Below are 22,859 nucleotides of genomic sequence, written 5' to 3' on the forward strand. Positions count from 1 at the left end.
CGGTGACCGGCGTCGCCATCGCGCTCGTCCTGGTGATCGGCGTGTCGCTGCTGGCCGTCGGGATCGTCCGGCTCGCCATCCTCCCCTGGGCGATCGTCTTCGAGCTCCGTGGCCGCAGCAAGGGCCTCGGCCCGGCCGGCTGCGGCCCGCTGTTCATCGAGCCACCTCTCGTGAGCGTCATCATCCCGGCGTTCGAGGAGGGCAGGGTGATCGGCAACTGCATCCAGTCGCTCCTGCGCAGCGACCACGCGCGGCTCGAGATCGTGTGCGTCGACGACGGCTCAGCGGACGACACCTACGACTGGATGCGGCACTTCGCCGCCGCCGACCCCCGGGTGCAGGCGATCCGCCAGGTCAACGGGGGCAAGGGAAGTGCCCTCAACACGGGCATCGCCGCCTCCCACGGCGAGGTCCTCCTGCTCGCCGACGCCGACGGCATCTTTCGCCCGGACACCGTCACCCGCCTGCTGCGCGGGTTCCGCGACGAGAAGGTCGGCGCCGTGTGCGGCAACGACCGACCGGTCAACACCGACCGCATCCTCACCCGCCTCCTGGCGCTCATCAGCCACGTCGGCACCGGGCTCATGCGCCGCGCCCTCGACACCCTCGGCTGCCTGCCCATCGTCTCGGGCAACATCGGCGCCTTCCGGCGCGACGTCCTCGAGCAGACCGGGCCGGTGGACACCTCGACCCTCGGTGAGGACCTCGAGCTCACGTGGCGGGTCCACCGCAGCGGCTACCAGGTCGCCTTCGCCCCGGACGCCGTCGTCTACGCCGAGTCCCCCTCGACCCTGCGCGGCCTGTGGCGCCAGCGCGTGCGCTGGGCACGAGGGCTGCTCCAGGTGACCGCGCTGCACCGCCGCATGGTCGGCAACCCCCGGTACGGCGCCTTCGGCGTCTACCTGCTCTTCAACACCGTCTCGCAGGTCATCGCACCCTTCCTCCAGGTGCTCGGCGCCATCGCCCTGGTCGTGCTCGTCGTCGTCCAGGGCACGCGGTGGCTGCCCGAGTCGCTGGTCGCCTGGATCCTGTTCGTCGGCCTCGGCATGTCGGTCGTCCTCCTCCTCGCCGCCGTGCTCGTCGACCGGGCGCCCCGCGACCTGCGACACGCCTGGACGATCGTCCTCTGGCCGCTGTACTCGACCCTCATGACCTTCGTCATCCTCGACGCCGCGCGGCTCGAGCTCAGCAACGCGGAGAACAGATGGAACAAGCTGGAGCGGACCGGGACAGTGAGCGTGGACGGCCTCGTCGACGACCAGGACCCTGGGCCGTCATGATCCTGCTCACCGTCGTCGCCGTACTCGTCGTCGCCGTGGTCATCGCCGCGCCGTGGCGTGACGTCCCGCCCGACCTGGCGGTTGAGGACCTGCCCGAGGAGCTGCGCTCGGTCAGCGTCGACTTCGGCATCGTCATCGACCCCGGCACAGACTGGGCGGCGATCGACGCCCGCCTCGACGAGGCCGGCGTGACGGCGGTGGACCTCAACGCCGGCCGGGTGGAGTTCACCGCGTTCGACTGGCCCGCCCACCCCGACGCGGCGGCCGAGTCCGGCGCCGACCACCTCGCCCGCGCCTCCCGCGCCCTGCGGGAGAGTGCCGACGGCAGTGCGCGGCCGGTCGGGCTCATCGTCGACGCGTACGTCCCTGCCTGGATCGCCGAGAACCCCTCCCTCGCCGGGACGTCCGCAGAGGGCGTCCGGTCGCAGTACCTGCCCTCGGCCCACCAGCTCGCCCGGGGTGAGGTGGGCGAGCGTCTCGTGCAGTACGTCGCCGCGCTCGGCGAGCGCTACGACCCCAGTCAGATCGCGGTGACCGAGCTCTTCCTCAGCGGCTTCCACTTCGGGGAGGAGGACCTCGCGCTGTTCCAGGAGATGACCGGTGCCGTGGACTGGCCCCGTGACGCGGACGGCACGATCGCCGAGAGCGACCCCGCGCTGGGAGCGTGGACCTCCCAGGTGATCGCCGACCTGCTCGCCCGGATGCGCGCCGCCCTCGACGACGTGCGCGACGGGGCGGGCGCACACATCGCGCTGGCCGTCGACGTCCGGGTCAACTGGACCGACCCGGCCCTCGGCGACCCCTCGAGCGGTCAGGACTACACCGTCCTCCTCGAGGCCGCGGACCGCCTGGTCCTGTGGGCCTACCTCTACGCCCAGCGCCCGCCCGCCGAGATCGAGGAGGTGACCGCGGCACTCGAGGACGCAGGCTTCGACATGTCCCGGTTCACCGTCTCGGTCGGGCTGTGGTCCGGCCGGGCCAGCGCGGAGGACGGGGGGTCCGAGGAGTCCATCCCGGCCGAGACGCTGCAGGAGGCCGTCGGGCTCGCCGCCACCAACGGGATCACGTCCGTCAACGTCAGCCCGCTCTCGCTCATGACCGACGAGGACTGGCAGGCCCTCGCGACCGTGTGGGGCTCGAGGGCCACTCCCACCTCATGAGCCCTCCGGCGTACGACGACGCCCCCGGGAGGCGTGCTCCCGGGGGCGTCGGAGGTGTCACTCGACGGTGACGGTCAGCTCCGCGACCAGCGGGTCGCTGAAGTACTCGTGGAGGGAGATGAACGTGGGACCGGCCGGCAGCTCGGCCTGGAAGTACGGGTCGGTCATCTGCCCCGAGCCGTCGGTGCTGTCGTCGATCCCCTGCGTCTCACCGGCGGAGTCGAACAGGCCCAGGACGGCGTCACCCTCGCTCGAGGCGACGTCGACCGTCACCAGCGCGGCGTCGGTGAGATCGAGGTACCCGACCCACGGCTCGCCGTCGGTGTCCACGGACACCGTCTCACCGGGGGTGAGGGGCACGGCGGCCACCGCGGTGAGGGTGAAGTCGGCGGCGGTCGAGGCCCCGAACCCGGAGACCGCGACCTCGTACTCCCCCGGCTCGAGGTAGGCGCCGATGGCGGGGTCGAGGATGCTGGCCTCGCGGTACTTGAAGAACTGGCCGCGGTCGTCGTTCTCGAGCGTGACGTCACCGCCGGTGAGGCTGAGCTGGAGGTCACCGGATGCGGAGGCGGCGTCGACCACCACCGGCGTTGCCTCGGTGAGGGTCAGCGTGGCGGTCCAGGTGCCGCCCGCGTCGAACGAGCCCTCGGCGGGCGTGCCCAGCTCGATGGCCCCGCCGCTCGCGGACCCCGTCGGCTCGGGCTCGGACGTGTCCTCCTCGGTGGGCTCCTCGGTGGGGGCCACGGAGGGCTCCTCGGTGGGCTCCACCGCCGTGGGAGACGTGACGGGCCGGGGCTCGGGCTCGTCGTCACCGCTGAGGAGCAGGACGACGGCGGTCACCGCGGCAGCGATGAGGACGAGCGCGGCGACGACGATGCCGATGACCAGGCCCTTGCCGGAGCCACCGTCGGACTCACCGGGCTGCTGGCCGTAGCCGTCCTGCGGCGGTCCTCCGTAAGGCTGCCCGTAGGGCTGCTGGCTCCCGGGGTACTGGGCGTAGGCGTCCTGGCCGGGAGCGGCCTGCTGGGCGTAGCCACCCTGGCCGTAACCCGCCTGACCAGGCTGCCCGTAACCCTGCTGACCGGGCTGGCCGTAGCCGGGCTGACCCGGCTGCGGGTAGCCCTGCTGGGAGGGCTGGCCGAAGCTCTGTGCCGCGGGGTAGGCGGCGGTGGGCGTGTCCGACTGGGCCGGCAGCTGGGTCGTGGGGGTGTCGCTCGGCCCGGCGGCGGGCTGGCCGCTCTCCGGTGTGCCGGGCGCAGTCGACTGCTCACCCGCGGCGGGGCTTGCCGCCTGGGCGGGCGCGTAGTGGGCGGTCCAGGACGTGCCGTCCCAGTACCGCAGCTTGCTCGTGTCCCCTGAGGGGTCGGGGTACCAACCGGCGATCGGATTAGTCATGGTCGAATAGTAGGAGTTGTAACGCCCTCAAACCGACAGATGTACAAGAGTTTCCATGGGGAAATGTCCCCTTCCCCATGCGGCTGCCGGGAAGGCGGGAAAACGAGAGGGACCTGGGCCGATGGCCCAGGTCCCGATGTCGTCAGCCCGCGTCGCGGGCGCGCCGCCTGCGGGAGAGCTCGTCCTCCACGGGGGTCCCACGCTCGGCCCGCTCGGTGGGCAGCTCGGCGAGCGAGCCCTCGACCTCACGCCACACGCGGCCGACCGCAATGCCGAAGACGCCCTGACCGCCCTGGACGAGGTCGATGACCTCGTCGGCGCTCGTGCACTCGTAGACGCTGGCGCCGTCGCTCATGAGCGTGATGCCGGCGAGGTCATCGACGCCGCGCTCGTGCAGGTGGTGGACCGCGGTGCGGATCTGCTGGAGGGACACCCCGGTGTCGAGCAGTCGCTTGACGACCTTGAGCACGAGGATGTCGCGGAAGCTGTAGAGCCGCTGGGAGCCCGAGCCGCTGGCGTTGCGGATGCTCGGCTCGACCAGCCCGGTGCGGGCCCAGTAGTCGAGCTGCCGGTAGGTGATACCCGCTGCCCGGCAGGCCGTGGGGCCGCGGTAGCCGGTCTCGGTGTCCAGGTCCGGGAGGGCGTCTCCGAAGAGCATTCCCTGCGCCCGCTGAGGGACCGCTGCACCGGCTGCTGTCGCGTCGCTGCCGCTCACGTGCACTCCCGTTCGTTCACGCCGTGCACGAGGTGTGTGCTCCGGCCCTGATGTCCCCCACGCTAGGACCCGGGGGCAGCCCAGTCAACGACACGCCCGGGCGCGTCGCTCGGCGTGTTTCGTGCCGCGTGTCTCAACCTCTACTTCACCTCGAGGTCGGCCCTCGCGGCAACCGGTTGCCCCTCCCCTCACGCCTCGAAGTCCTCCGGTTCGACGTCCTCGAGGAACGCCTGGAAGTTCGCGACGACGTCGGCCTCGTCCTCCGCGTCCATGATGACGCCTGCCGTCGTGAGCACGTCCTCGGCGCACAGCACCGGACACTGGGCGCGCAGCGCGAGCGCGATGGCGTCCGAGGGCCGCGAGTCCACCCGGTGCCCGGTGGACAGGTGGAGCTCGGCGTGGAACGTGCCGTGCTCCAGCTTGGTCACCTGGACGCGCTCGAGGCTCACCCCGGTGGCCTCAAGCAGCGCGATGAACAGGTCGTGCGTCTGGGGGCGCTCGGGGACGATCCCGGCCTGCGCGGTCGCGATCGAAGCGCCCTCCCGCGGCCCGATGACGATGGGGAGCACGACCCTGCCGGCACCTTTCGCAGCGAGGACGACGACGACCTCGTTCTCCGGGATGCTCACCCGGACGCCGAGCACGTCCATCTCTCGCATACCCGCAACGGTACGACCATCGTCACGGGCGTGCCTGCGGATGGTCGGCCACCGGACGCGCCCTCAGGCGAGGTCGTCCACCGCCGCACGCAGGAGGTCGGCGTGCAGCCGCCCGTAGACCTCCGCGAGCTCCAGCGCACGAGCCGCCGCCCGCTCCCGTCCGGCGCCCGAGCGCTGCGCGCGCACGGGCGCGACGACCTGCTCGATCGTGTCGGCGTGGCGCTCGGCCGCCGTCCGGACGGTGCGCAGGTGCCGCGGGCTGATCCCCTGCCGGGCGAGCGTCGCCGCGTGCTGCACGACGTCGACGGCGCGGCCGGGGAACCGACCGCGCGGGTCGGCGACGATGAGCCCAGCGGCGGCGATCTCCTCGATCTCAGCGAGGCTGACGCCGGTGAGGTCGGCGATCTCCTCGGGCCGTACCCGGGCCGAGGGCCGGGGGCGGACGAGCTCGCCGTCACGCGTGACGACCCGGGTGCCCGGCGCGTCGGCGACCGGACGTCCGGCGTCGAGGTCCTCGAGCTGGTCGCGGATCACCCGCAGGGGCAGGAACGAGTCGCGCTGGGCGGTGAGGGCGTAGCGCAGCCGTTCGACGTCGGCCTGGCTGTACATCCGGTAGCCCGAGCCGCTGCGGCGCGGGCTCACCAGGCCCTGCTCCTCGAGGAAGCGCAGCTTGGAGATGCGGACCGCCGGGAACTCCGGCTGCAGCACGGCGAGCACCGCGCCGATGCTCATCGTGGGCTCGGTGGAGGCGCCGGGCGGCCAGGTGCTCGGCGCCTCCTCGGGACGGTTCTGCTCCGCGGGCTCGGGGCCGGTGGCGCGGCGTGCGGTCGCGCTCACTGGGCCGTGGCGTCGCCGCGGTTCGGGCTCGGGTGGTAGGTGAGGCGGTACTTGCCGATCTGCACCTCGTCGCCCGCGTGGAGGACGGCGGAGTCGATCCGCTCCCGGTTGACGTACGTCCCGTTGAGGGAGCCGACGTCACGGACGACGTAGCCACCCTCGTGCGCGACGAACTCCGCGTGACGGCGGGAGACCGTGACGTCGTCGAGGAAGATGTCGGCGCTCGGGTGGCGTCCGGCGATCGTCCGGTCGGTGTCGAGCAGGAACCGTGCACCCGCTGTCGGCCCGCGCTGGACGATGAGCAGCGCGTGGCCGGGGGGCAGGCCCTCGACGGCCGCGAGGTCCGGCGGCGGGACGTCCGTGCGCGCGAGGGTCTCGTCCGTCGCTCCGATGGCGCCGAACCGGGCGGTCGTGCGCGACATGTCCTGCGGCTCGGGTTCGGTACCCATTACGTGTGCTCCCCTCAACGACCCACCGGGTGTCACCCCGGCCTCATGCCACCACCATAGTTCCCGATGAGGCCCGTGTGACACGCAGTTCGTCCTCAGCCCTCGTCCGCGGGGCTCGGCGTGGCCCACTCGGGCTGCTGGAGCTCGCGCACGGAGGTGATCTCGACGCGCTCCTCCTGCTCGACCTCGACCGTCGCGCCCGCGGTGCGGATCGAGGCGAGCGCGCCCCCGGGGATGTCCAGGGCGACGGCGAGCGTCTGCGGGTCGCCGATGGCTCGCCACACGTACGGCGGCTCGATCTCCACGCCGCTGACGACCAGCCCGCCGGTGCGGGTGCCCAGCCAGCTCGAGGCGGTGATCCGCTGGCCGTTGAGCTCGATCGCCTCCGCGCCGGCGTTGCGCAGCTCCTCCAGCACGGTGACGAACGTCGGGGCCGTGACCTCGGCGTTCGGGTCCTCGACGCGGAGCTCGATGCCCGGCCCGGTGACCGGCAGGACCCCGGCGAGGATGCCCTGGACGCGGGCCTGCTGCTCGGCCGCCTCCCGCGCAGCCTCCAGCGAGCTCGTCCCGGACTCGAGGTCGTCGAGCTCGCGGCGCAGCGCCACGCCCTCCTCGGTGAGCTCGCGGTTACGAGCCCCGAGCTCGTCGATGAGCCGCACGAGGTCGTCCTGGCGCATCGTCGCGTAGGTGTCCTCCTGGGCCTGGCGCACCTGGACGGCGAGGGCGAAGCCGACCGCCGCGCAGAGCAGGACGATGAGCACGTGGACCCACGTGGGCTGCCGGCGCAGCACGAGCTGGCGCAGGCGGGCGCGGGCGGCGGTGCCCTCCCCGGTGGGTCGCTCGTCCTGCACGCGCACCTTCCTCACGCCTTGAACACGTGCCGGCGGATCGAGGCCGCGTTGGAGAAGATCCGGATGCCGAGGACGACGACGACCGCCGTCGTCATCTGCGCCCCCACCCCGAGCTGGTCACCGAGGAAGACGAGCAGCGCGGCGATGAGGACGTTGAAGACGAAGGAGACGACGAAGACGCGGTCGTCGAACACCCCGTCGAGGTAGGCCCGCAGACCGCCGAAGAGGGCGTCGAGCGCCGCGACGACGGCGATCGGGAGGTAGGGCTGCAGCCCGGTCGGCACGGTGGGTTCGATGAGGATGCCGGCGACGACGCCGACGACGAGTCCGATGACGGCGAACATGTCAGTGCTCCTCCCCTGCCGCCCGCGGCGGCCGGTCCTGTCCGGTCATCGGTCCCCCGCCTCCGGCGTGGCGAGCGGTTCGGCGTGCTCCAGGCTGCGCTCGGTGGTGCCGGGGAGCACGAGCTCGTCGGCCTCCTCGAACGACACCGGGATGCCCACGGAGTCGCGCAGCGTGGCGAGGTGGGCGCCGGCGCTGCTGCGGGCGAGCTGGGCACGCATGGCGTCGGGGTCGCCGACCGCCTCGACGACGTAGGGCCGGGCCAGCGGCGCGAGGTCGACGAGGATCGCCAGGCCGGCGGAGCGGATGGCGCTCACGCTGGAGAGGCGGTGGCCGTTGATGGCGACGGCCTCGGCCCCCGACGCCCACAGCGCGTTGGCGAGGATCTGCAGGTCGAGGTCCTGCACCCGGCCCATCTCGGAGCCCGGTGTCCCGGCCTGGGCGTCACGCGAGTCGTCCAGGGTGATCCGCAGGCCGGGGCCCTGGACGCTCACCCCACCGGCGCTCAGCGCGAGAGCGCGGACCTCGTCGAGGAACTCGGGGTCACTGACGCGCAGCGACTCCTCCTGGAGGGTGTCGATGGCGGCCGCGAGGGCGGCGTTCTCCTGGCGCAGGGCGTCGGCATCCGCGACCCCCTCCTCGATCTGGGACAGGAGGACCGCTCGTGCCTCACTGGCCGTGGCGCTGGGGGCGCGCAGCTCGCGCGCGGCCCACACCCCGCCCAGGCCCAGGACCGCCGCGAGGACGGCGACGACGAGCTTGCGCCACCAGGGCATCGCCGGAGCGGTGCCATCGGCCCGCCGCCGGGCAGCCTCGGCGTAGCCGGGGTCCAGGGGCCGTTCGATGACCTCCGTCAGGAGCGTCATCGACTCGTCCAGCCGCAGCCGCCCCCCGGTCATCCGGCACCTGGTGCGGCTGCGCCCGACCCCGCACGGTCGCGGCGCACGATCCACGCGACCTGCTCCAGGTAGAGCAGGCAGGCGAACCAGTACAGGCCCACGCCCCACAGGGCGCTGGCCCAGCCGACGGTCCACGCGACCTCCCCCACCACGCCCGGCACGGAGGCCAGGAGCAGCAGCGGGAAGGCGTACATGAGGCAGAACGTCCCGGACTTGCCGGCCATGTGCACCGGCAGCGGCCCGTAGCCATGGCGGACGAGCACGGGCATCGTCCCGGCGAGCACGAGCTCGCGGGCGACGATGACGACGACGAGCCACCACGGGACGATCTCGCGGTAGGCGAGGCCGATCAGCGTGACGAAGATGTAGAGCCGGTCGGCCGCCGGGTCGAGCATGCGCCCGAGGCGGCTCGCCTGGTCGAAGCGCCGGGCGATGAACCCGTCGACCCAGTCGGAGGCGCCGGCGACGGCGAGGACGATGAGCGCGGCGACGTCGTGCTCACCGACGATCAGCCAGGCGAAGACCGGGATGAGTGCCAGGCGCAGGAAGCTGATGGCGTTGGGGACGGTCCAGACGCGCTCGTCGGCGGCCGCGCGCGCCGTCTCCTCCCCGGTGTCCACGGGGTCCAGGGTACGCAGGTGGGAGCGACTCGCGGAGGCGGGCGCGCCAGGCGTGACCGTGCCGTGACCTGCCCGTACTCTCTGGCCATGCGATTCGGACTCTTCATCCCGCAAGGCTGGCGCTTCGACCTCGTCGGCATCGAGGACGTGCGGCAGTGGCCGCTCATGCGAGACCTGGCCCGCCGGGCCGATGCCGGGCCGTGGGAGTCGGTGTGGGTGTACGACCACTTCCACACGACCCCGGTCCCGAGCGAGGAGGCGACCCACGAGGCGTGGTCCCTCATGGCTGCCCTCGCCGCGAGCACGGACCGGGTGCGCCTGGGCCAGATGTGCACGTGCATGGCCTACCGCCCGCCGATGTACCTCGCCAAGGCGGCAGCCACGATCGACCACGTGAGCGGCGGCCGCCTGGAGATGGGGATCGGCGCCGGCTGGTACGAGCACGAGTGGCGCGCCTACGGCTACGGCTTCCCGCGGGCGGGCGAGCGTCTGGCGATGCTCCGTGAGGGCGTCCAGATCATGCGCCAGGCGTGGCGCGAGGGCGTGGCCACCTTCAGCGGCGAGCACTACCAGGTCGACGGTGCCATCTGCCGCCCCCTCCCCCTCCAGGAGGGTGGCGTGCCGCTGTGGATCGCCGGCGGCGGCGAGAAGGTCACCCTGCGCATCGCCGCGCAGTACGCCGACTACACGAACTTCGACGGCACCCCGGAGGGCTTCGCCCACAAGTCGGCGATCCTCGCCGAGCACTGCCGCGAGGTCGGCACCGACGTCGAGCGCATCACCCGCTCCTCCAACTACAACGTCGCCATCGGGCGCGACGAGGCCGAGGTGCAGGACCGCCTGGACCAGCTCGCCGACCGGCTGCGCTCCGCCGGGGTGCCGGAGGACAAGGTCGAGCGCGAGCTCGGCGCCATCCGGGGGATGCCGGCGTGCGGCACGCCCGAGCAGATCGTGGAGAACCTCTCCGCGCTGCGCGACCTCGGGATGACCTACGCGATCCTCTACTTCCCGGAGGCGGCCTACGACACGAGCGGGATGGAGCTCTTCGAGCAGGAGGTCATCCCCGCACTGCAGGACTAGTCAAACAAGGTTCCCTCGACCGCAAAGCAGCGGTCAAGCGTGTCGCGGTGCGGTAACGATCCGCGACGGGTGTTCCGCTGCGGTGCGGGCGGAGGTCGACGGCGACCTCCGCCCGCCACGATCGCCTCTCGTGGACGCCGTCCGGCGCGCGGGCCACATCATCGAGGACGGCGCGCCCGGCGAGCTGTTCACCCACCCCAGCGAGCAGCGCACCCGCGACTTCCTCCAGGCGGTGCTCTGAGGGGGACCCGCCCGGCGGCGCCCGGCCCCGGGACCTAGGATCGCCTCCCATGGCCACCGTCATCCTCGTGAGGCACGCCCGCAGCACCGCGAACACCGCGGGGGTGCTCGCGGGCCGCACGCCGGGCGTCGTCCTCGACGGGACGGGGCGGGAGCAGGCTCGGCACGCCGGCGCACGTCTCGCCGGCGTGCCGCTCGCCCTCGTCGTCACCAGCCCGCTCGAACGGTGTCGGGAGACGGCGCAGGCGGTGCTCGACCGCCAGGCCGGGAGCCCGCCGACCCGGGTGGAGGACGCGCTCACCGAGTGCGACTACGGCCGCTGGCAGGGCCGGGCCCTGGCCGACCTCGCCCGCGAGGACCTGTGGCAGGTCGTCCAGCGCCAGCCCTCGGCCGCCGTATTCCCCGGCGGGGAGTCGCTCGTGGAGATGCACGCGCGGGCGGTCGGCGCGGTCCGCCGGATCGACGCGGAGGTCGAGGCCGAGCACGGGCCCGGCGCGGTGTGGGCCGCGGTGAGTCACGGAGACCTGCTCAAGGCGGTCCTCGCCGACGCCCTCGGCCTGCACCTCGACCTCTTCCAGCGCCTCCACGTCCACCCCGCGTCGCTCTCGGTCGTGCGCTACGCCCCCGCCGCGCCGCAGGTGCTCGCCGTCAACACCGACGACGGCGACCTCTCGTGGCTCGCCGCCCGGCACGAGGGGGCCCAGGTCGGGGGCGGGGCCGGACCGGCGGGTTCGCCGCCCGCCTCGTAGCATGGGGAACGTGCCCGTCACCGTCCACACCTTCGACTGGCCCGACCGGCTCGTGATCGGGACGGTCGGGCAGCCCGGGGCGCGCACCTTCTACCTCCAGGCACGCACCGGCAGCCAGCTCCTGTCCGTCGCGCTGGAGAAGGAGCAGTCGGCCGCGCTCGCCGAGAAGATCGACGAGCTGCTCGACGAGCTCATGGCCACCGACGGCAACCGCTTCAGCGTCCCGGCCGAGGCACCGCAGGAGCTCATCGACACCGAGGGCCTCGACCAGCCGGTCGCGGAGCAGTTCCGCGTCGGGGTCATGGGCCTGGGCTGGGACCCCTCCACCGCCCAGCTCGTCATCGAGGCGGTCCCGATCCAGACGGTCGACGCGGAGACGCTCGAGCCGGTCGTCCCCGAGGTGGAGGAGGCGCTCGTCGTGCGCATCCCCGTCGGTACCGCCCGCGCCTTCGCCGAGCGCACCCGCGAGGTCGTCGCCGCCGGGCGCCCGGCATGCCCCCGGTGCGGGGAGCCGATGGACCCCGAGGGCCACGACTGCGGGCCCACCGACGGGCTGCGGTGAGCGGCGCCGAGATCGTTCTCGACGCGCGGATCCTCTCGGCCTCCAACGCCACCTTCCTCGGCCGCCTCGGGCCTGAGCCGGTCGTCTACAAGCCCGTCGCCGGGGAGCGGCCGTTGTGGGACTTCCCCGACGGGACGCTCGCCCGCCGGGAGGTCGCCGCCTACCTCGTCTCGGAGGCGACGGGGTGGGGGCTGGTCCCCCGCACCTGGCTGTGCGAGGGGCCGCTCGGTACCGGCATGGCCCAGGTCTGGTGCGAGCCGGACCCGGAGCAGGACGCCGTCCTCCTCGTCCCCGCCGGGGAGGCCCCGGCGAAGGGATGGTGCCGCGTCCTGGAGGGTGTCGACGAGGAGGACCGGCCCGTCGCCCTCCTCCACGAGGACTCCCCCGCCCTGCGGCGGATGGCGGTATTCGACGTCGTCGTCAACAACGCCGACCGCAAGGCCGGGCACGTCCTCGCGGTCGAGGGCGGCCACCGGTACGGCGTGGACCACGGGCTGACGTTCCACCCCGAGCACAAGCTGCGCACCGTGCTCTGGGGGTGGGCGGGGGCCGGGCTCACGGCCGAGGAGGTGGCCGGGGTCCAGCGGGTGCGCACCGACCTGGACGGCGAGCTCGGCGCGGCGCTCGGCGGGCTGCTCGAGCCCGCCGAGGTCATCGCCCTCACCGATCGCTGCGACCGCCTGCTCGCCGCCGGGCGGTTCCCCCTGCCGCCCGCCGGCTACCCGGCGATCCCCTGGCCGCCCTTCTAGCCGGTCAGGCCGCCGCGGCCCGGGCGCGCAGTGCGCGCTCGAGGTCGTCGAGCTGCTCGAGGACGGTGCGGCGGAGCCCTGCGGGCGCCTCGGCGTGCTCGTCGAGCCAGCGCCGGGTCCGGCGCACCACCGGCTGCTCCTCCACCGCGCCGTCCTCCTCCGCCGCCCACGAAGGGTAGAGCCCCTGGACGAGCCGCTCGGCGATCTCGATCGAGCGGCCCTCCCAGATCGCGGGGAGGAGGGCGAAGTACTGCTCGACGTACCCGTCGAGCAGGTCGGCGTGCAGCGGCTGGGTGAGGCCGGTGAGGACGGCGTCGACCTCGTCGTTGGACAGGTCGCTGTCCCCCAGGGCGGCGTCGGTGCCCGGCGCGGGCAGCCCGAGCTCGGCCCAGGCGCCGGCCTTGACGTCGGCGTCCGGGCGCCCCGCGAGCGCGGCGCGACGGGCCAGGCGGGTGGTCGCGGTGTCCTCGAGGGCGAGCTCGCCGTCGAGGTCCTCCGGCCCCGCCTCGCCGACAGCGGCCAGCGCCTGCCACAGCGACCAGCGCAGGTCCGGGTCGAGCCGCAGGCCCTCGACCTCACCGGCGAGGACCGCGCGGACGTGGCCGGCCGCCTCCGGCGCGCGGGCGGCGGCGTCGGCGAAGGCACGCGCCCACACGAGCTGCAGGCCCGAGCCGGGCTCACGCTCGGTGAGCCGCGCGTAGGTCTCCTCGGCGAGCAGACCGCGCGCCCCGGCGCGCTGCTCGACCGGCAGGTAGTGCTCGACGGCGGTCGCGGCGTGGGCGAGCAGGTCGCGCGCGATCCCGATCTCCTCCTCCGCCGGCAGCTGGCTCACGACGGCGTCGAGGAAGCGCTCGGCGGGCAGGACCGCGTCGCGGGTCGCGTTCCACAGCGCCGACCACACGACGGCGCGGGACAGCGGCTCGGCGAGGGTCCCCGCCGAGCGCAGCGCGGTGGCGCTGCTCCGCGGGTCGAGGCGCACCTTGGCGTAGGTGAGGTCGTCGTCGTTGACGAGGACGAGGTCCGGCGCGGGGATCCCGGCGGCCTCGGCCACCTCGGTGACGGCGCCGGTCACGTCGGTCTCGAACCGGTGGGTGCGCACGAGGGCGCCGTCCTCGCCCGCGGCGTAGCACCCGACGACGAGGCGGTGGTCGCGCAGCACCCCGCCCGCGTCCTCCTGGTGGACCCGCAGGAGGGCGACGGTCTCCCGGCCGTCCTCACCCTGCGCGAGGTCGACCTCGGCGGTGAGCGTCGAGGGGCCGGTGGTCTCCAGCCACTGCCCGCTCCACGCCGACAGGTCGCGGCCCGAGGCCTCCTCGAGCGCGGCGAGGAGGTCCGGGAGGGTCGTGCTGCCGAACGCGTGGCGGGGGAAGTAGACGCGGGCACCGGCGAGGAACGCCTCGGGCCCGACGAACGCGACGAGCTGCTTGAGCACCGAGGCGCCCTTGGCGTAGGTGATGCCGTCGAAGTTCTGCTTGGCGGCCTCGAGGTCGGGGATGTCCGCGACGACGGGGTGGGTGCTGGGCAGCTGGTCCTGGCGGTAGGCCCAGGCCTTGCGGCGCAGGGCGAAGCTCGTCCACGCGGTGGAGAAGCGGGTGGCGGTGGCCGTGGCGTAGGTGCCCATGTAGTCCGCGAAGGACTCCTTGAGCCACAGGTCGTCCCACCAGCGCATCGTCGCGAGGTCGCCGAACCACATGTGGGCCATCTCGTGGAGGATCGTCGTGGCGCGGCCCTCGCGCTGGGCCTCGGTGGCCTGGGAGCGGAAGAGGTAGTGCTCGGTGAAGGTCACCAGGCCCGGGTTCTCCATCGCGCCGAGGTTGTACTCGGGCACGAGCACCTGGTCGTACTTGCCCCACGGGTAGGGGTAGTCGAAGGCGTCGTGGAACAGGTCCAGGCCCTGGCGGGTGACCTCGAGGAACTCCGCGGCGTCGAGGTAGGGCGCGAGGGAGGCGCGGCACCACAGGCCGAGCGGCACCTCGAGGGTGGTGCCGTCGGGCAGCTCGCGCGACCAGTTGCCCTCCTCGCGGTGGTAGGGCCCGGCGACGACGGCGGTGATGTAGGTGGACAGCGGCGGCGTGGGCGCGAAGGTCCACGTCCGCCCGCCGTCCTCGGCGTCGCTCACCTCCTGCGCCGCGGAGTTGGACAGCACGTGCCAGTCCTCCGGCGCGGTGACGACGAACGTGTAGGACGCCTTGAGGTCGGGCTGCTCGAGGTTCGCGAAGACGCGCCGGGCGTCGGCGGGCTCGTACTGGGTGTAGAGGTAGGTCTGCCCGTCCACCGGGTCGACGAAGCGGTGCAGCCCCTCGCCAGTGCGCGAGTAGGCACCCTCGCCACGCACGACGACGGTCGACTCCCCGCCGTCCGTGCGCAGCCCCTCGACGTGGACCCGGCCGTCATCGAAGCGCACCGGCTGCTCCTCGCCGTCGACGACGACGGCGTGGACGCGGGGTCCGAGGAAGTCGAGCCACGTCGTGGGCGCGGTGCTCGTCAGGCTCACGGTCGTCGTCGTCGGGAAGGTCGGGGTGCCGCCGTCGCGGGCTGCGCGCAGGTCGAGCTCCACGGTGACGGTGTGGAGGCTCAGGTGGGCGGCGCGGCCGCGGGTCTCGTCGCGGGTCAGGTTGCTCACGGGGAGGAGCAAAGCACGAGGACCGCCCACCGGGCCACGCGGACGCGGCCGGTCCCCGCGTGCCCGAGCGACCGGAAAACACGCCACGACCTGCGCGACACGCCCTGCGACACGCCGGTGAGGCACGGCCCGGACCGTGACGCGGACCTCAGTCGTGGCAGGAATGAGCGCGCCTGCGGTCTTCGGCGGATGAGAGGCTGGCGCCATGCCCGGTGACCTGCACGTGACGCGCGCCGTCGTCGTGCGCGAGGAGGAGCTGCAGTGGCGCTTCTCCCGGGCCTCGGGGCCCGGTGGCCAGGGCGTCAACACGACCGACTCCCGGGTCGAGCTCACCCTCGACGTCGCGGGGACCACGGCGCTGGACGAGCGGCAGCGTGAGCGGGTGCTCGCGGCCCTCGCCGGCCGGCTCGTCGACGGCCGGCTCACCGTCGTGGCCAGCGAGCACCGCTCCCAGCTGCGCAACCGCGAGGCGGCCGCCGCCCGGCTGGCCGACCTGCTGCGCGGGGCGCTCGCTCCCCCACCTCCGACGCGCCGGCCCACGAAGCCCTCGCGGGGCGCCCAGCGCCGGCGCGCCGAGGCCAAGACCCGCCGCAGCCAGACCAAGGCCCTGCGCCGCCGCCCGGCGGACTGAGGCGGGCCGCGGCCTCAGCCGGCCGCCGACGCGGTGCCGAGCCAGGTGTGCGGGTTGCGGTCCCAGCACCACCCGAGCTTGGGGCGACGCTCGGAGATCCACACGGCGGGCACCCGCTGGTTCGTGCCGGTGCGCGAGCCGGCGAGGGAGAAGCAGCGGCCGGGACGCAGCATGTCCGGGCGCACGACGACGAGCGCCAGCCCCTCAGCGACGGTGAGCGGGCGGCGCCCCTCCGCGCGGATCGTCTCCGTGGCGCTCTCGGGCGTCACGCCGAGGAACCGGGTGCCGGTGTCGACGTCGCGCACGAGGTGGGCGGGGCCGTCCGGGACGTCGACCACGGGGCGGTAGGTCGCGAGCTCGTCGTCGTCGATGAGGCTGACGCCGCCGCGCCGCCCCAGCCGCATGGCGGGGACGGCGTCACCCGGCCGCTCGAGGGCGAGCACGAGAACGAACGGGACGTGGTCCTCGGGCGGGACGGACGTCGGTGCCCCGGCGGGCGGCAGCTGCGCGCGCAGCGGCTCGACGAGCGCGCGCAGCCCGTCCTCGTCGGTGCCGAGCAGGGCGGGGAAGCCGAGCTCGACATAGGTGCGCACCTGCCGCTCGAGCTCGGCCTCGGGCGGGGCGACAGGGTCGACGGCGGTCTGCGCGGCCGAGGGGCCGGCGAGGACGGTGGGCAGGTCGGCGGGGTGGGTGACGGTCTGCTGGGGCACGACGGTGACCTCCTGGGATGGTGGGCGCCCCGGGGTCAACGCACGCGCCGCCAGAACTCTTCCCAGGATGTGATCCACGACATATCGTCGGGGGCGGGTGGTTCGACGACGAGCCACTCACGGCAGATCGAGAGCACGAGGGAGTACTCGCTCATGACCATCGAGACCGACGTCGCCAAGGACACCGCCGCGCCGCAGCCGAACGTCTACGCCGCCCCGGGCACCGAGGGCGCGCTGATGAGCTACGAGAAGCGCTACGACAACTACATCGGGGGCCGGTGGGTCCCGCCCGTCAAGGGCCAGTACTTCGCCGACCAGAGCCCGGTGGACGGCAAGACGTTCACCGAGGTCGCGCGCGGCACCGCCGAGGACATCGAGCTCGCCCTCGACGCCGCCCACGCGGCCGCCCCGGCCTGGGGGCGCACCTCCGTGGCGCAGCGGGCGCTGGTGCTCCACCGCATCGCCGACCGCATGGAGGAGAACCTCGAGCGGCTCGCCGTCGCCGAGACGTGGGAGAACGGCAAGCCCGTGCGCGAGACGCTCGCCGCGGACCTGCCGCTGGCGATCGACCACTTCCGGTACTTCGCCGGCGCGCTGCGCGCCCAGCAGGGCGGCATCTCCCAGCTCGACGAGGACACCGTCGCCTACCACTTCCACGAGCCGCTCGGGGTGGTCGGGCAGATCATCCCCTGGAACTTCCCCATCCTCATGGCCACGTGGAAGCTCGCCCCGGCGCTCGCGGCGGGCAACGCCGTCGTCCTGAAGCCTGCCGAGCAGACCCCAGCCTCGATCCTCTACCTCATGTCCCTCATCGGGGACCTGCTGCCCGACGGCGTCGTCAACGTCGTCAACGGCTTCGGGCTCGAGGCGGGCAAGCCGCTCGCGTCCAACCCGCGCATCGCCAAGATCGCCTTCACCGGCGAGACGACGACGGGCCGCCTCATCATGCAGTACGCGACCCAGAACATCATCCCGGTGACCCTCGAGCTCGGCGGGAAGTCGCCCAACATCTTCTTCCCCGACGTCATGGACGCCGACGACTCCTACCTCGACAAGGCGCTCGAGGGCTTCACGATGTTCGCCCTCAACCAGGGCGAGGTGTGCACCTGCCCCTCCCGGGCCCTCATCCACGAGTCGATCTACGACGAGTTCATGGCCCGGGCGCTGCCCCGCGTCAAGGCGATCAAGCGGGGCCACCCCCTCGACCCGACGACGATGGTCGGTGCGCAGGCCTCCTCCGACCAGTTCGAGAAGATCCGTAGCTACCTCGACATCGGCCGCCAGGAGGGCGCCGAGGTCCTCATCGGCGGCGGCGTCGACTCCGTCGAGGGGCTCGACGGCGGTTACTACATCCAGCCGACCGTCTTCAAGGGTGAGAACTCGATGCGGGTCTTCCAGGAGGAGATCTTCGGCCCCGTCCTGTCGGTGACGACGTTCAAGGACTTCGACGAGGCCATCGCCATCGCCAACGACTCCCTCTACGGGCTCGGCGCCGGGGTGTGGAGCCGCAGCGCGGACACGATGTACCGGGCGGGCCGGGCCATCCAGGCGGGGCGGGTGTGGACGAACACCTATCACCAGTACCCGGCGCACGCAGCCTTCGGTGGCTACAAGCAGTCGGGCATCGGCCGCGAGAACCACCTCATGATGCTGTCGCACTACCAGCAGACGAAGAACCTCCTCGTGTCCTACGCGCCGGGACCGCTGGGCTTCTTCTAGACCGACGCCGGACCGGGGCCGCCGCGCGCGGCCCCGGTCCCCCACCCGAGGGAGGGACCATGGAGGTCAGGGTGCCGCGGGTCGTGGCGCTGCAGGCCGCGAGCGAGCTGCTCGACCGGCTGCGCGACCAGCACGGGCCGCTGATGATGCACCAGTCGGGCGGCTGTTGCGACGGCTCCTCCCCCATGTGCTACCCGCAGGGGGAGTTCATCGTCGGGGACCGCGAGGTCCTCCTCGGCGTGCTCGACCTGCGGCTGTTCACCGGGCAGGTGCGCCCCGACGCGCCCGCCGACGAGGACGGCGTGCCGGTGTGGATCTCGGCCCAGCAGTTCGGGGCGTGGAGCCACACCCAGCTCGTCCTGGACGTCGTGCCCGGCCGCGGCGCCGGGTTCAGCGTCGAGGGCCCCGAGGGGGTCCGCTTCCTCACCCGCTCCCGGGTGTTCAACGACGCCGAGCTGCGGGCGCTGGAGAGCCAGCCGGTCCTCACCGGAGCGGACTGGGACACCGGTGCCCGCCCGCCCGCCGCGACCCACCCCCAGGTGGTCACGGAGGTCGCCGAGGCGTGCGCCATCCCGCGCGCGTGACGCCGGAGGACATACCCTCGTGCGCATGACCGTCTTCGCCGTCGAGTACACCTACGACACGAACCGCACCGACGACCTCGCCGCGATCCGGCCCGAGCACCGGGAGTTCGTCGCCGGTCTCGTCGACGCCGGCTCGCTCCTCGCCTCCGGCCCGTGGCTGGACAACGCCGCCCCCGGCGCCCTCCTCATCGTCCTCGCCGAGGACGTCGACGGCGCCTTCCGGCTGCTGGACGAGGACCCCTTCCACCGGGCGCACCTCATCACCAAGCGCACCGCCAGGCCGTGGAACCCGGTCCTGGGGGCGCTGCGCGAGCACGCGACGCTCTGACCCGGCAGGCACCCATGGACGACCTCTGGCCCTTCCTCCGGTGGATCATCGCGCTCCTCGCCGCCGCGGCGGCGGTCGCGCTCGTGATGTTCACCGTCTACGTCATCGTCCGCCGGCTGTCGGACCGCGGCGCCCCCCGCCTGCACGCCGCCTGGCTGCGGGTGCGCCGTCCGTTCGGCGCGCTCGTGCTGGCCATCGCCCTGCGCATCGCCTTCGGGACGACAGCCGAGGCGGGCACCGTGCGGGACGTCGGCATGCACGTGCTGCTCATCGCCATCATCGTCAGCGGCGTCTGGTTCGCGGCGACCATCGTGCTCGCCTGGCTCGAGCAGACCCAGCGCCGCGTCGTCGCCCGCAAGCAGGACGACCGTGACCGGCGCCGCACGCGTACCCAGATGCTCCTCATCCGGCGCCTCGTCAACGCCGGCTTCATCGTCGTCGGCGCGGCGATGGCGCTCCTCACCTTCCCCGGGGTCGAGCGCATCGGCACGACGATCCTCGCCTCCGCCGGCCTGCTGTCGGTGGTCGTCGGCATCGCGGCGCAGAGCAGCCTCGGCAACCTCTTCGCCGGGCTCCAGCTCGCGTTCACCGACGCGATCCGGATCGGGGACATCGTCGAGGTCGACGGCACGTACAGCACGATCGAGGACATCACGCTGTCCTACGTCGTCGTGAGCATCTGGGACGAGCGGCACAAGGTGCTGCCCTCGACGTACTTCACCACCCAGCCGTTCATCAACTGGAGCCGGACCGGCGACACGGTCACCGGCGTCGTCTACTTCGAGCTCGACTGGCGCACCGACTTCGAGCGGATGCGGGCCGCCTTCGACGCGTTCGTCGAGCAGCACCCCGCGTGGGACAAGCGCGGGAAGTCGCTCCTCGTCACCGACTCCACCGGCGGGCACGTCACCGTCCGCGCGCTCGTGACGACGGCGAACACCGACGACGACTGGACCCTGCGCTGCGCCGTGCGGGAGCACCTCGTCGTGTGGCTGCGGGACAACGACCCGCAGGCGCTGCCGGTGCGGCGCGTCACCCTGCCGCCGTACGGCCCGGACCACGAGCCGGCGGCCGACGTCGCGGGCTGAGCCGCCGCGTCAGCCGTGCCCGGGCCGCTTGGTCCGGGTCGTGGGGGGCGCCGTGGCCGGGTCCTCCGGCCACGGGTGCCTGGGGTAGCGCCCGCGCAGCTCGGCGCGCACCTGCGGGTAGCCGGTGCGCCAGAAGCCGGCGAGGTCGGCGGTGACGGCGGCGGGGCGCCGGGCCGGGGAGAGCAGCTCGAGCACGAGCGGCACCCGGCCACCCGCCAGCGCCGGGGCGCCGCGCCAGCCGAAGACCTCCTGGATGCGCACCGCGAGTCTCGGGCGGGCCGGGTCGGTGTAGTCGACGCGGACCGCCGAGCCGGTGGGCACGGTGACCCGCTCGGGGGCGAGCTCGTCCAGCCGCCCGGCCTCCGGCCACGGCAGCAGCCTGCGCAGCGCGCTCGTCGTGTCGAGCCGGGCGAGGTCGCGGCTGCCGCGCACCCCGGCGAGGTCCGGACCCAGCCACTCCCCCACCCGGGCGAGGAGAGCGTCGTCCGAGACGTCGGGCCACGGGTCACCGAGCGCGGCGTGGAGGAACGCCAGTCGCTGCCGCAGGAGGAGGGCGCCGGCGGGCCACGGGACGAGGCCGAGCCCTTCGGCGCGCAGGCCGTCGCGGACCGCCGCGGCCACGAGGTCGGCCGGCGGGTGCGCGAGCGGCTCGGAGGACAGCTCGATCGCACCCAGGTGCTCCACCCGCCGGGCGACGAGCCGGCCGGAGCGCCACGCGACGTCATCGCTCGTGCGCAGCAGGTGCGCCCCCGCCTCCCGGGCGGTCGCCTCGTCGACGGGCGCCGCCGCCCGGACGACGGCGTCGGGCTGCCCCGGGGTGCGGGTCGCGTCGGCCACGGCGACCCACTCGGCGCCGCCGAGCCCGCCCGCGGGCAGTCGCGCGCCGGCGCCCCCGGCCATGAGGTAGACCTCCGACCCCGGACGGCGACGGGCGATCCGGTCGGGGTGGGCGAGTGCGGTGACCAGCCCGACGGCGAGGTCGAGAGAAGGCGGGGCGCCGCCGGGGCCTCCCGCGGCGGCGTCCTGCCGTGAGCGGGTGACCAGGCGCTCCCACCGGTCGGCCTCGCGGCGCCAGGCCGACCGGCCGCCCGCCCGGGCGCGGCGCAGCGCGGCCGGCAGGTCGAGGTCCTGCGGCCCGGCGTCCTCGGCGAGCAGGGCGACGACCTCGGCCGCCGTGCGCGGACCGACGGCGGCCGCGCCGTCGAGCAGGGCGCGGGCCAGGCGTGGGTCGGCTCCGACGGCGGCGATCGCCCGGCCGCGCTCGGTCACGGTGCCGTCGGGAGCGAGCGCGCCGATGTCGGTGAGGACAGAGCGGGCCGCGGTGGCGGCGGCCGGCGGGGGCGGGTCGAGCAGGGCCAGGCCGACGCCGTCCGGTGCGCCCCACACGGCGAGCTCGAGCAGCGGTCCGGTGAGGTCGGCGGTGAGGATCTCCGGCTGGGGGTGGCGGGCGAGCCGCGCGTGCTCGCCCTGCGACCAGCACCGGTAGACGGTCCCGGGGCCCTGACGTCCGGCGCGGCCCGCGCGCTGCTCCGCCGACGCCTGGCTCACGCTGCGGGTGACGAGCCCGGCCAGCCCGCGGTGGTGGTCGGTGCGCGGCTCGCGCGCCAGCCCGGCGTCCACGACCACGCGCACGCCGGGCACGGTGAGGGAGGACTCGGCCACCGCCGTCGAGACGACGACCCTGCGGGCGGTGCCCGGGCGCAGCGCCCGGTCCTGCTCGGCGGCCGGGAGCCGGCCGTGGAGCGGCAGCACCTCCACGCCCGTGCCCGACGTGCGGCGCACGACGTCGTCGACCTCGCGCGCTCCCGGGAGGAAGACGAGGACGTCCCCCTCCTGCTCGCGCAGCGCCCGCTGGACGACGTCGGCCACGTGCCCGAGGAACGCCGGGCTCGTGCCTCGCGGGGTGAGCCGGGGTGCCGTGCGCGGGGGCGGGCACCACACGGTGTCCACCGGGTGCAGCGCGCCGGGCACCGTGACCACCGGTGTGCCCGCGCCGAGCACCGCCGCCACCCGCTCGGCCTCAACGGTCGCGGACATCGCGACGAGGGCGAGGTCCTCGCGCAGCGTCGCGCGCACCTCGACGAGCATGGCGAGCAGGAGGTCGGAGTCGACCTGCCGCTCGTGGACCTCGTCGAGCACGACGGCGCGCACCCCGGGCAGCTCCGGGTCGCGCTGCAGACGCCGCAGGAGGGTGCCCGCCGTGACGAACTCCACGACAGTCGTCGGACCGCTGCGCCGGTCGCCCCGGACGGCGAACCCGGACGTCGCCCCGACCGGCTCCCCGAGCAGCGCGGCCAGGCGCGCCGCGGCGGCGCGGGCGGCGATCCGGCGCGGCTGCGTGACGACGACCCTGCCGCCCAGCGCGACCGCGATCGCGGGTGGGACGAGGGTCGTCTTGCCGCTGCCGGGCGCGGACTGGAGGACCGCGGTGCCGGCCGTGCCCACGGCGTCGGTCAGCTCGGCGAGGCCAGCCGCGACGGGCAGGTCGGGCGGGTCGGCGAGGAGCTGGGCGAGGGCGGTCACCGGACCAGTGTGCCGCGCCACAGCCGCTCTCCCGCCGTGCCGACCCGCGCGGCCCACGCCACACTG

The 22,859-nt window shown here is 74.0% G+C and carries 23 protein-coding genes; 11 read left to right on the forward strand and 12 right to left on the reverse strand.

Features of this window, described 5'->3' with window-relative positions:
- Positions 1-2: 2 nt before the first annotated feature.
- Entirely contained in the window at positions 3-1,280 is a 1,278-nt protein-coding gene (locus FE251_RS07430) for a glycosyltransferase (RefSeq protein ID WP_139948384.1), read from the forward strand.
- Positions 1,277-2,440 carry a hypothetical protein gene (locus FE251_RS07435; protein ID WP_139948385.1) on the forward strand — a complete coding sequence of 388 codons (1,164 nt, stop codon included), beginning with the start codon at positions 1,277-1,279 and terminating at the stop codon, positions 2,438-2,440. Before FE251_RS07430 ends, FE251_RS07435 begins: the two co-directional genes overlap by 4 nt.
- Before the next feature lie 57 nt (positions 2,441-2,497).
- Here the strand turns inward: FE251_RS07435 and FE251_RS15825 are convergent, their stop codons facing one another.
- The 9 genes from FE251_RS15825 to FE251_RS07480 form a co-directional block, all read right to left on the reverse strand.
- Positions 2,498-3,835 (reverse strand): DUF2510 domain-containing protein, encoded by a 1,338-nt coding sequence (locus FE251_RS15825; protein WP_139071724.1) that lies wholly within the window; start codon positions 3,833-3,835, stop codon positions 2,498-2,500.
- 142 nt (positions 3,836-3,977) lie between these two features.
- Positions 3,978-4,493, reverse strand: coding sequence for a MerR family transcriptional regulator (locus FE251_RS07445; protein WP_176554649.1), 516 nt, complete (start codon positions 4,491-4,493; stop codon positions 3,978-3,980).
- A gap of 245 nt (positions 4,494-4,738) precedes the next feature.
- Positions 4,739-5,209 carry a bifunctional nuclease family protein gene (locus FE251_RS07450; protein ID WP_168202679.1) on the reverse strand — a complete coding sequence of 157 codons (471 nt, stop codon included), beginning with the start codon at positions 5,207-5,209 and terminating at the stop codon, positions 4,739-4,741.
- A gap of 63 nt (positions 5,210-5,272) precedes the next feature.
- Positions 5,273-6,046 carry a transcriptional regulator FtsR gene (gene ftsR / locus FE251_RS07455; RefSeq protein ID WP_230976583.1) on the reverse strand — a complete coding sequence of 258 codons (774 nt, stop codon included), beginning with the start codon at positions 6,044-6,046 and terminating at the stop codon, positions 5,273-5,275.
- Entirely contained in the window at positions 6,043-6,495 is a 453-nt protein-coding gene (locus FE251_RS07460) for an FHA domain-containing protein (protein WP_139071722.1), read from the reverse strand. The genes ftsR and FE251_RS07460 overlap by 4 nt, the downstream gene beginning before the upstream one ends.
- Positions 6,496-6,590: 95 nt before the next feature.
- Positions 6,591-7,346 carry a DUF881 domain-containing protein gene (locus FE251_RS07465; protein WP_139071721.1) on the reverse strand — a complete coding sequence of 252 codons (756 nt, stop codon included), beginning with the start codon at positions 7,344-7,346 and terminating at the stop codon, positions 6,591-6,593.
- A gap of 11 nt (positions 7,347-7,357) precedes the next feature.
- Positions 7,358-7,690 (reverse strand): small basic family protein, encoded by a 333-nt coding sequence (locus FE251_RS07470; RefSeq protein WP_139071720.1) that lies wholly within the window; start codon positions 7,688-7,690, stop codon positions 7,358-7,360.
- Positions 7,691-7,735: 45 nt separating this feature from the next.
- Positions 7,736-8,587, reverse strand: coding sequence for a DUF881 domain-containing protein (locus FE251_RS07475; RefSeq protein ID WP_139948386.1), 852 nt, complete (start codon positions 8,585-8,587; stop codon positions 7,736-7,738).
- Positions 8,584-9,207, reverse strand: a complete 624-nt coding sequence (locus FE251_RS07480) for a CDP-alcohol phosphatidyltransferase family protein (RefSeq protein ID WP_139071718.1) — start codon at positions 9,205-9,207, stop codon at positions 8,584-8,586. Before FE251_RS07480 ends, FE251_RS07475 begins: the two co-directional genes overlap by 4 nt.
- An 87-nt stretch (positions 9,208-9,294) precedes the next feature.
- Here FE251_RS07480 and FE251_RS07485 point away from each other — a divergent pair, with 87 nt between their 5' ends.
- From FE251_RS07485 to FE251_RS07505, 4 genes are all read left to right on the forward strand, one after another.
- Positions 9,295-10,287 carry an LLM class F420-dependent oxidoreductase gene (locus FE251_RS07485; protein ID WP_139948387.1) on the forward strand — a complete coding sequence of 331 codons (993 nt, stop codon included), beginning with the start codon at positions 9,295-9,297 and terminating at the stop codon, positions 10,285-10,287.
- Between the two features lie 290 nt (positions 10,288-10,577).
- Complete coding sequence (locus FE251_RS07495; protein WP_139948388.1) at positions 10,578-11,276, forward strand: MSMEG_4193 family putative phosphomutase; 699 nt, start codon at positions 10,578-10,580, stop codon at positions 11,274-11,276.
- A 10-nt stretch (positions 11,277-11,286) separates the two neighbouring features.
- On the forward strand, positions 11,287-11,838 hold the full coding sequence (locus FE251_RS07500; RefSeq protein ID WP_139948389.1) for a DUF3090 domain-containing protein: 552 nt from the start codon (positions 11,287-11,289) through the stop codon (positions 11,836-11,838).
- The gene (locus FE251_RS07505; protein ID WP_139948390.1) at positions 11,769-12,587 is read left to right on the forward strand and encodes an SCO1664 family protein; all 819 of its coding nucleotides are present in this window, start codon (positions 11,769-11,771) and stop codon (positions 12,585-12,587) included. The genes FE251_RS07500 and FE251_RS07505 overlap by 70 nt, the downstream gene beginning before the upstream one ends.
- 4 nt (positions 12,588-12,591) lie before the next feature.
- Here FE251_RS07505 and pepN read toward each other — a convergent pair whose 3' ends face one another.
- Positions 12,592-15,210, reverse strand: coding sequence for an aminopeptidase N (gene pepN / locus FE251_RS07510; RefSeq protein WP_230976585.1), 2,619 nt, complete (start codon positions 15,208-15,210; stop codon positions 12,592-12,594).
- 205 nt (positions 15,211-15,415) lie between these two features.
- Between pepN and arfB the strand changes: the two genes are divergently transcribed.
- Entirely contained in the window at positions 15,416-15,841 is a 426-nt protein-coding gene (gene arfB / locus FE251_RS07515) for an alternative ribosome rescue aminoacyl-tRNA hydrolase ArfB (protein WP_139071713.1), read from the forward strand.
- A 14-nt stretch (positions 15,842-15,855) separates the two neighbouring features.
- Here the strand turns inward: arfB and FE251_RS07520 are convergent, their stop codons facing one another.
- On the reverse strand, positions 15,856-16,551 hold the full coding sequence (locus tag FE251_RS07520) for a DUF5701 family protein (protein WP_230976586.1): 696 nt from the start codon (positions 16,549-16,551) through the stop codon (positions 15,856-15,858).
- A 153-nt stretch (positions 16,552-16,704) separates the two neighbouring features.
- Here FE251_RS07520 and exaC point away from each other — a divergent pair, with 153 nt between their 5' ends.
- The 4 genes from exaC to FE251_RS07540 are packed head-to-tail and all read left to right on the forward strand — an operon-like array spanning position 16,705 to position 20,270.
- Positions 16,705-18,270 carry an acetaldehyde dehydrogenase ExaC gene (gene exaC, locus FE251_RS07525; protein WP_139948392.1) on the forward strand — a complete coding sequence of 522 codons (1,566 nt, stop codon included), beginning with the start codon at positions 16,705-16,707 and terminating at the stop codon, positions 18,268-18,270.
- 59 nt (positions 18,271-18,329) lie between these two features.
- Positions 18,330-18,854 (forward strand): DUF779 domain-containing protein, encoded by a 525-nt coding sequence (locus FE251_RS07530; RefSeq protein WP_139948393.1) that lies wholly within the window; start codon positions 18,330-18,332, stop codon positions 18,852-18,854.
- A 25-nt stretch (positions 18,855-18,879) separates the two neighbouring features.
- Positions 18,880-19,182, forward strand: coding sequence for a YciI family protein (locus FE251_RS07535; protein WP_139071709.1), 303 nt, complete (start codon positions 18,880-18,882; stop codon positions 19,180-19,182).
- Positions 19,183-19,196: 14 nt separating this feature from the next.
- Positions 19,197-20,270: a mechanosensitive ion channel family protein gene (locus tag FE251_RS07540; protein WP_139071708.1), complete on the forward strand. Its 1,074-nt coding sequence runs from the start codon at positions 19,197-19,199 to the stop codon at positions 20,268-20,270.
- 9 nt (positions 20,271-20,279) lie between these two features.
- On the opposite strand, the gene hrpB is transcribed toward FE251_RS07540, so the two are convergent.
- On the reverse strand, positions 20,280-22,793 hold the full coding sequence (gene hrpB, locus FE251_RS07545; protein WP_139948394.1) for an ATP-dependent helicase HrpB: 2,514 nt from the start codon (positions 22,791-22,793) through the stop codon (positions 20,280-20,282).
- Between the last annotated feature and the right edge of the window lie 66 nt (positions 22,794-22,859).

Origin of the sequence: Georgenia wutianyii, assembly GCF_006349365.1 — a bacterium.
Classification (GTDB): Bacteria; Actinomycetota; Actinomycetes; order Actinomycetales; family Actinomycetaceae; genus Oceanitalea; species Oceanitalea wutianyii.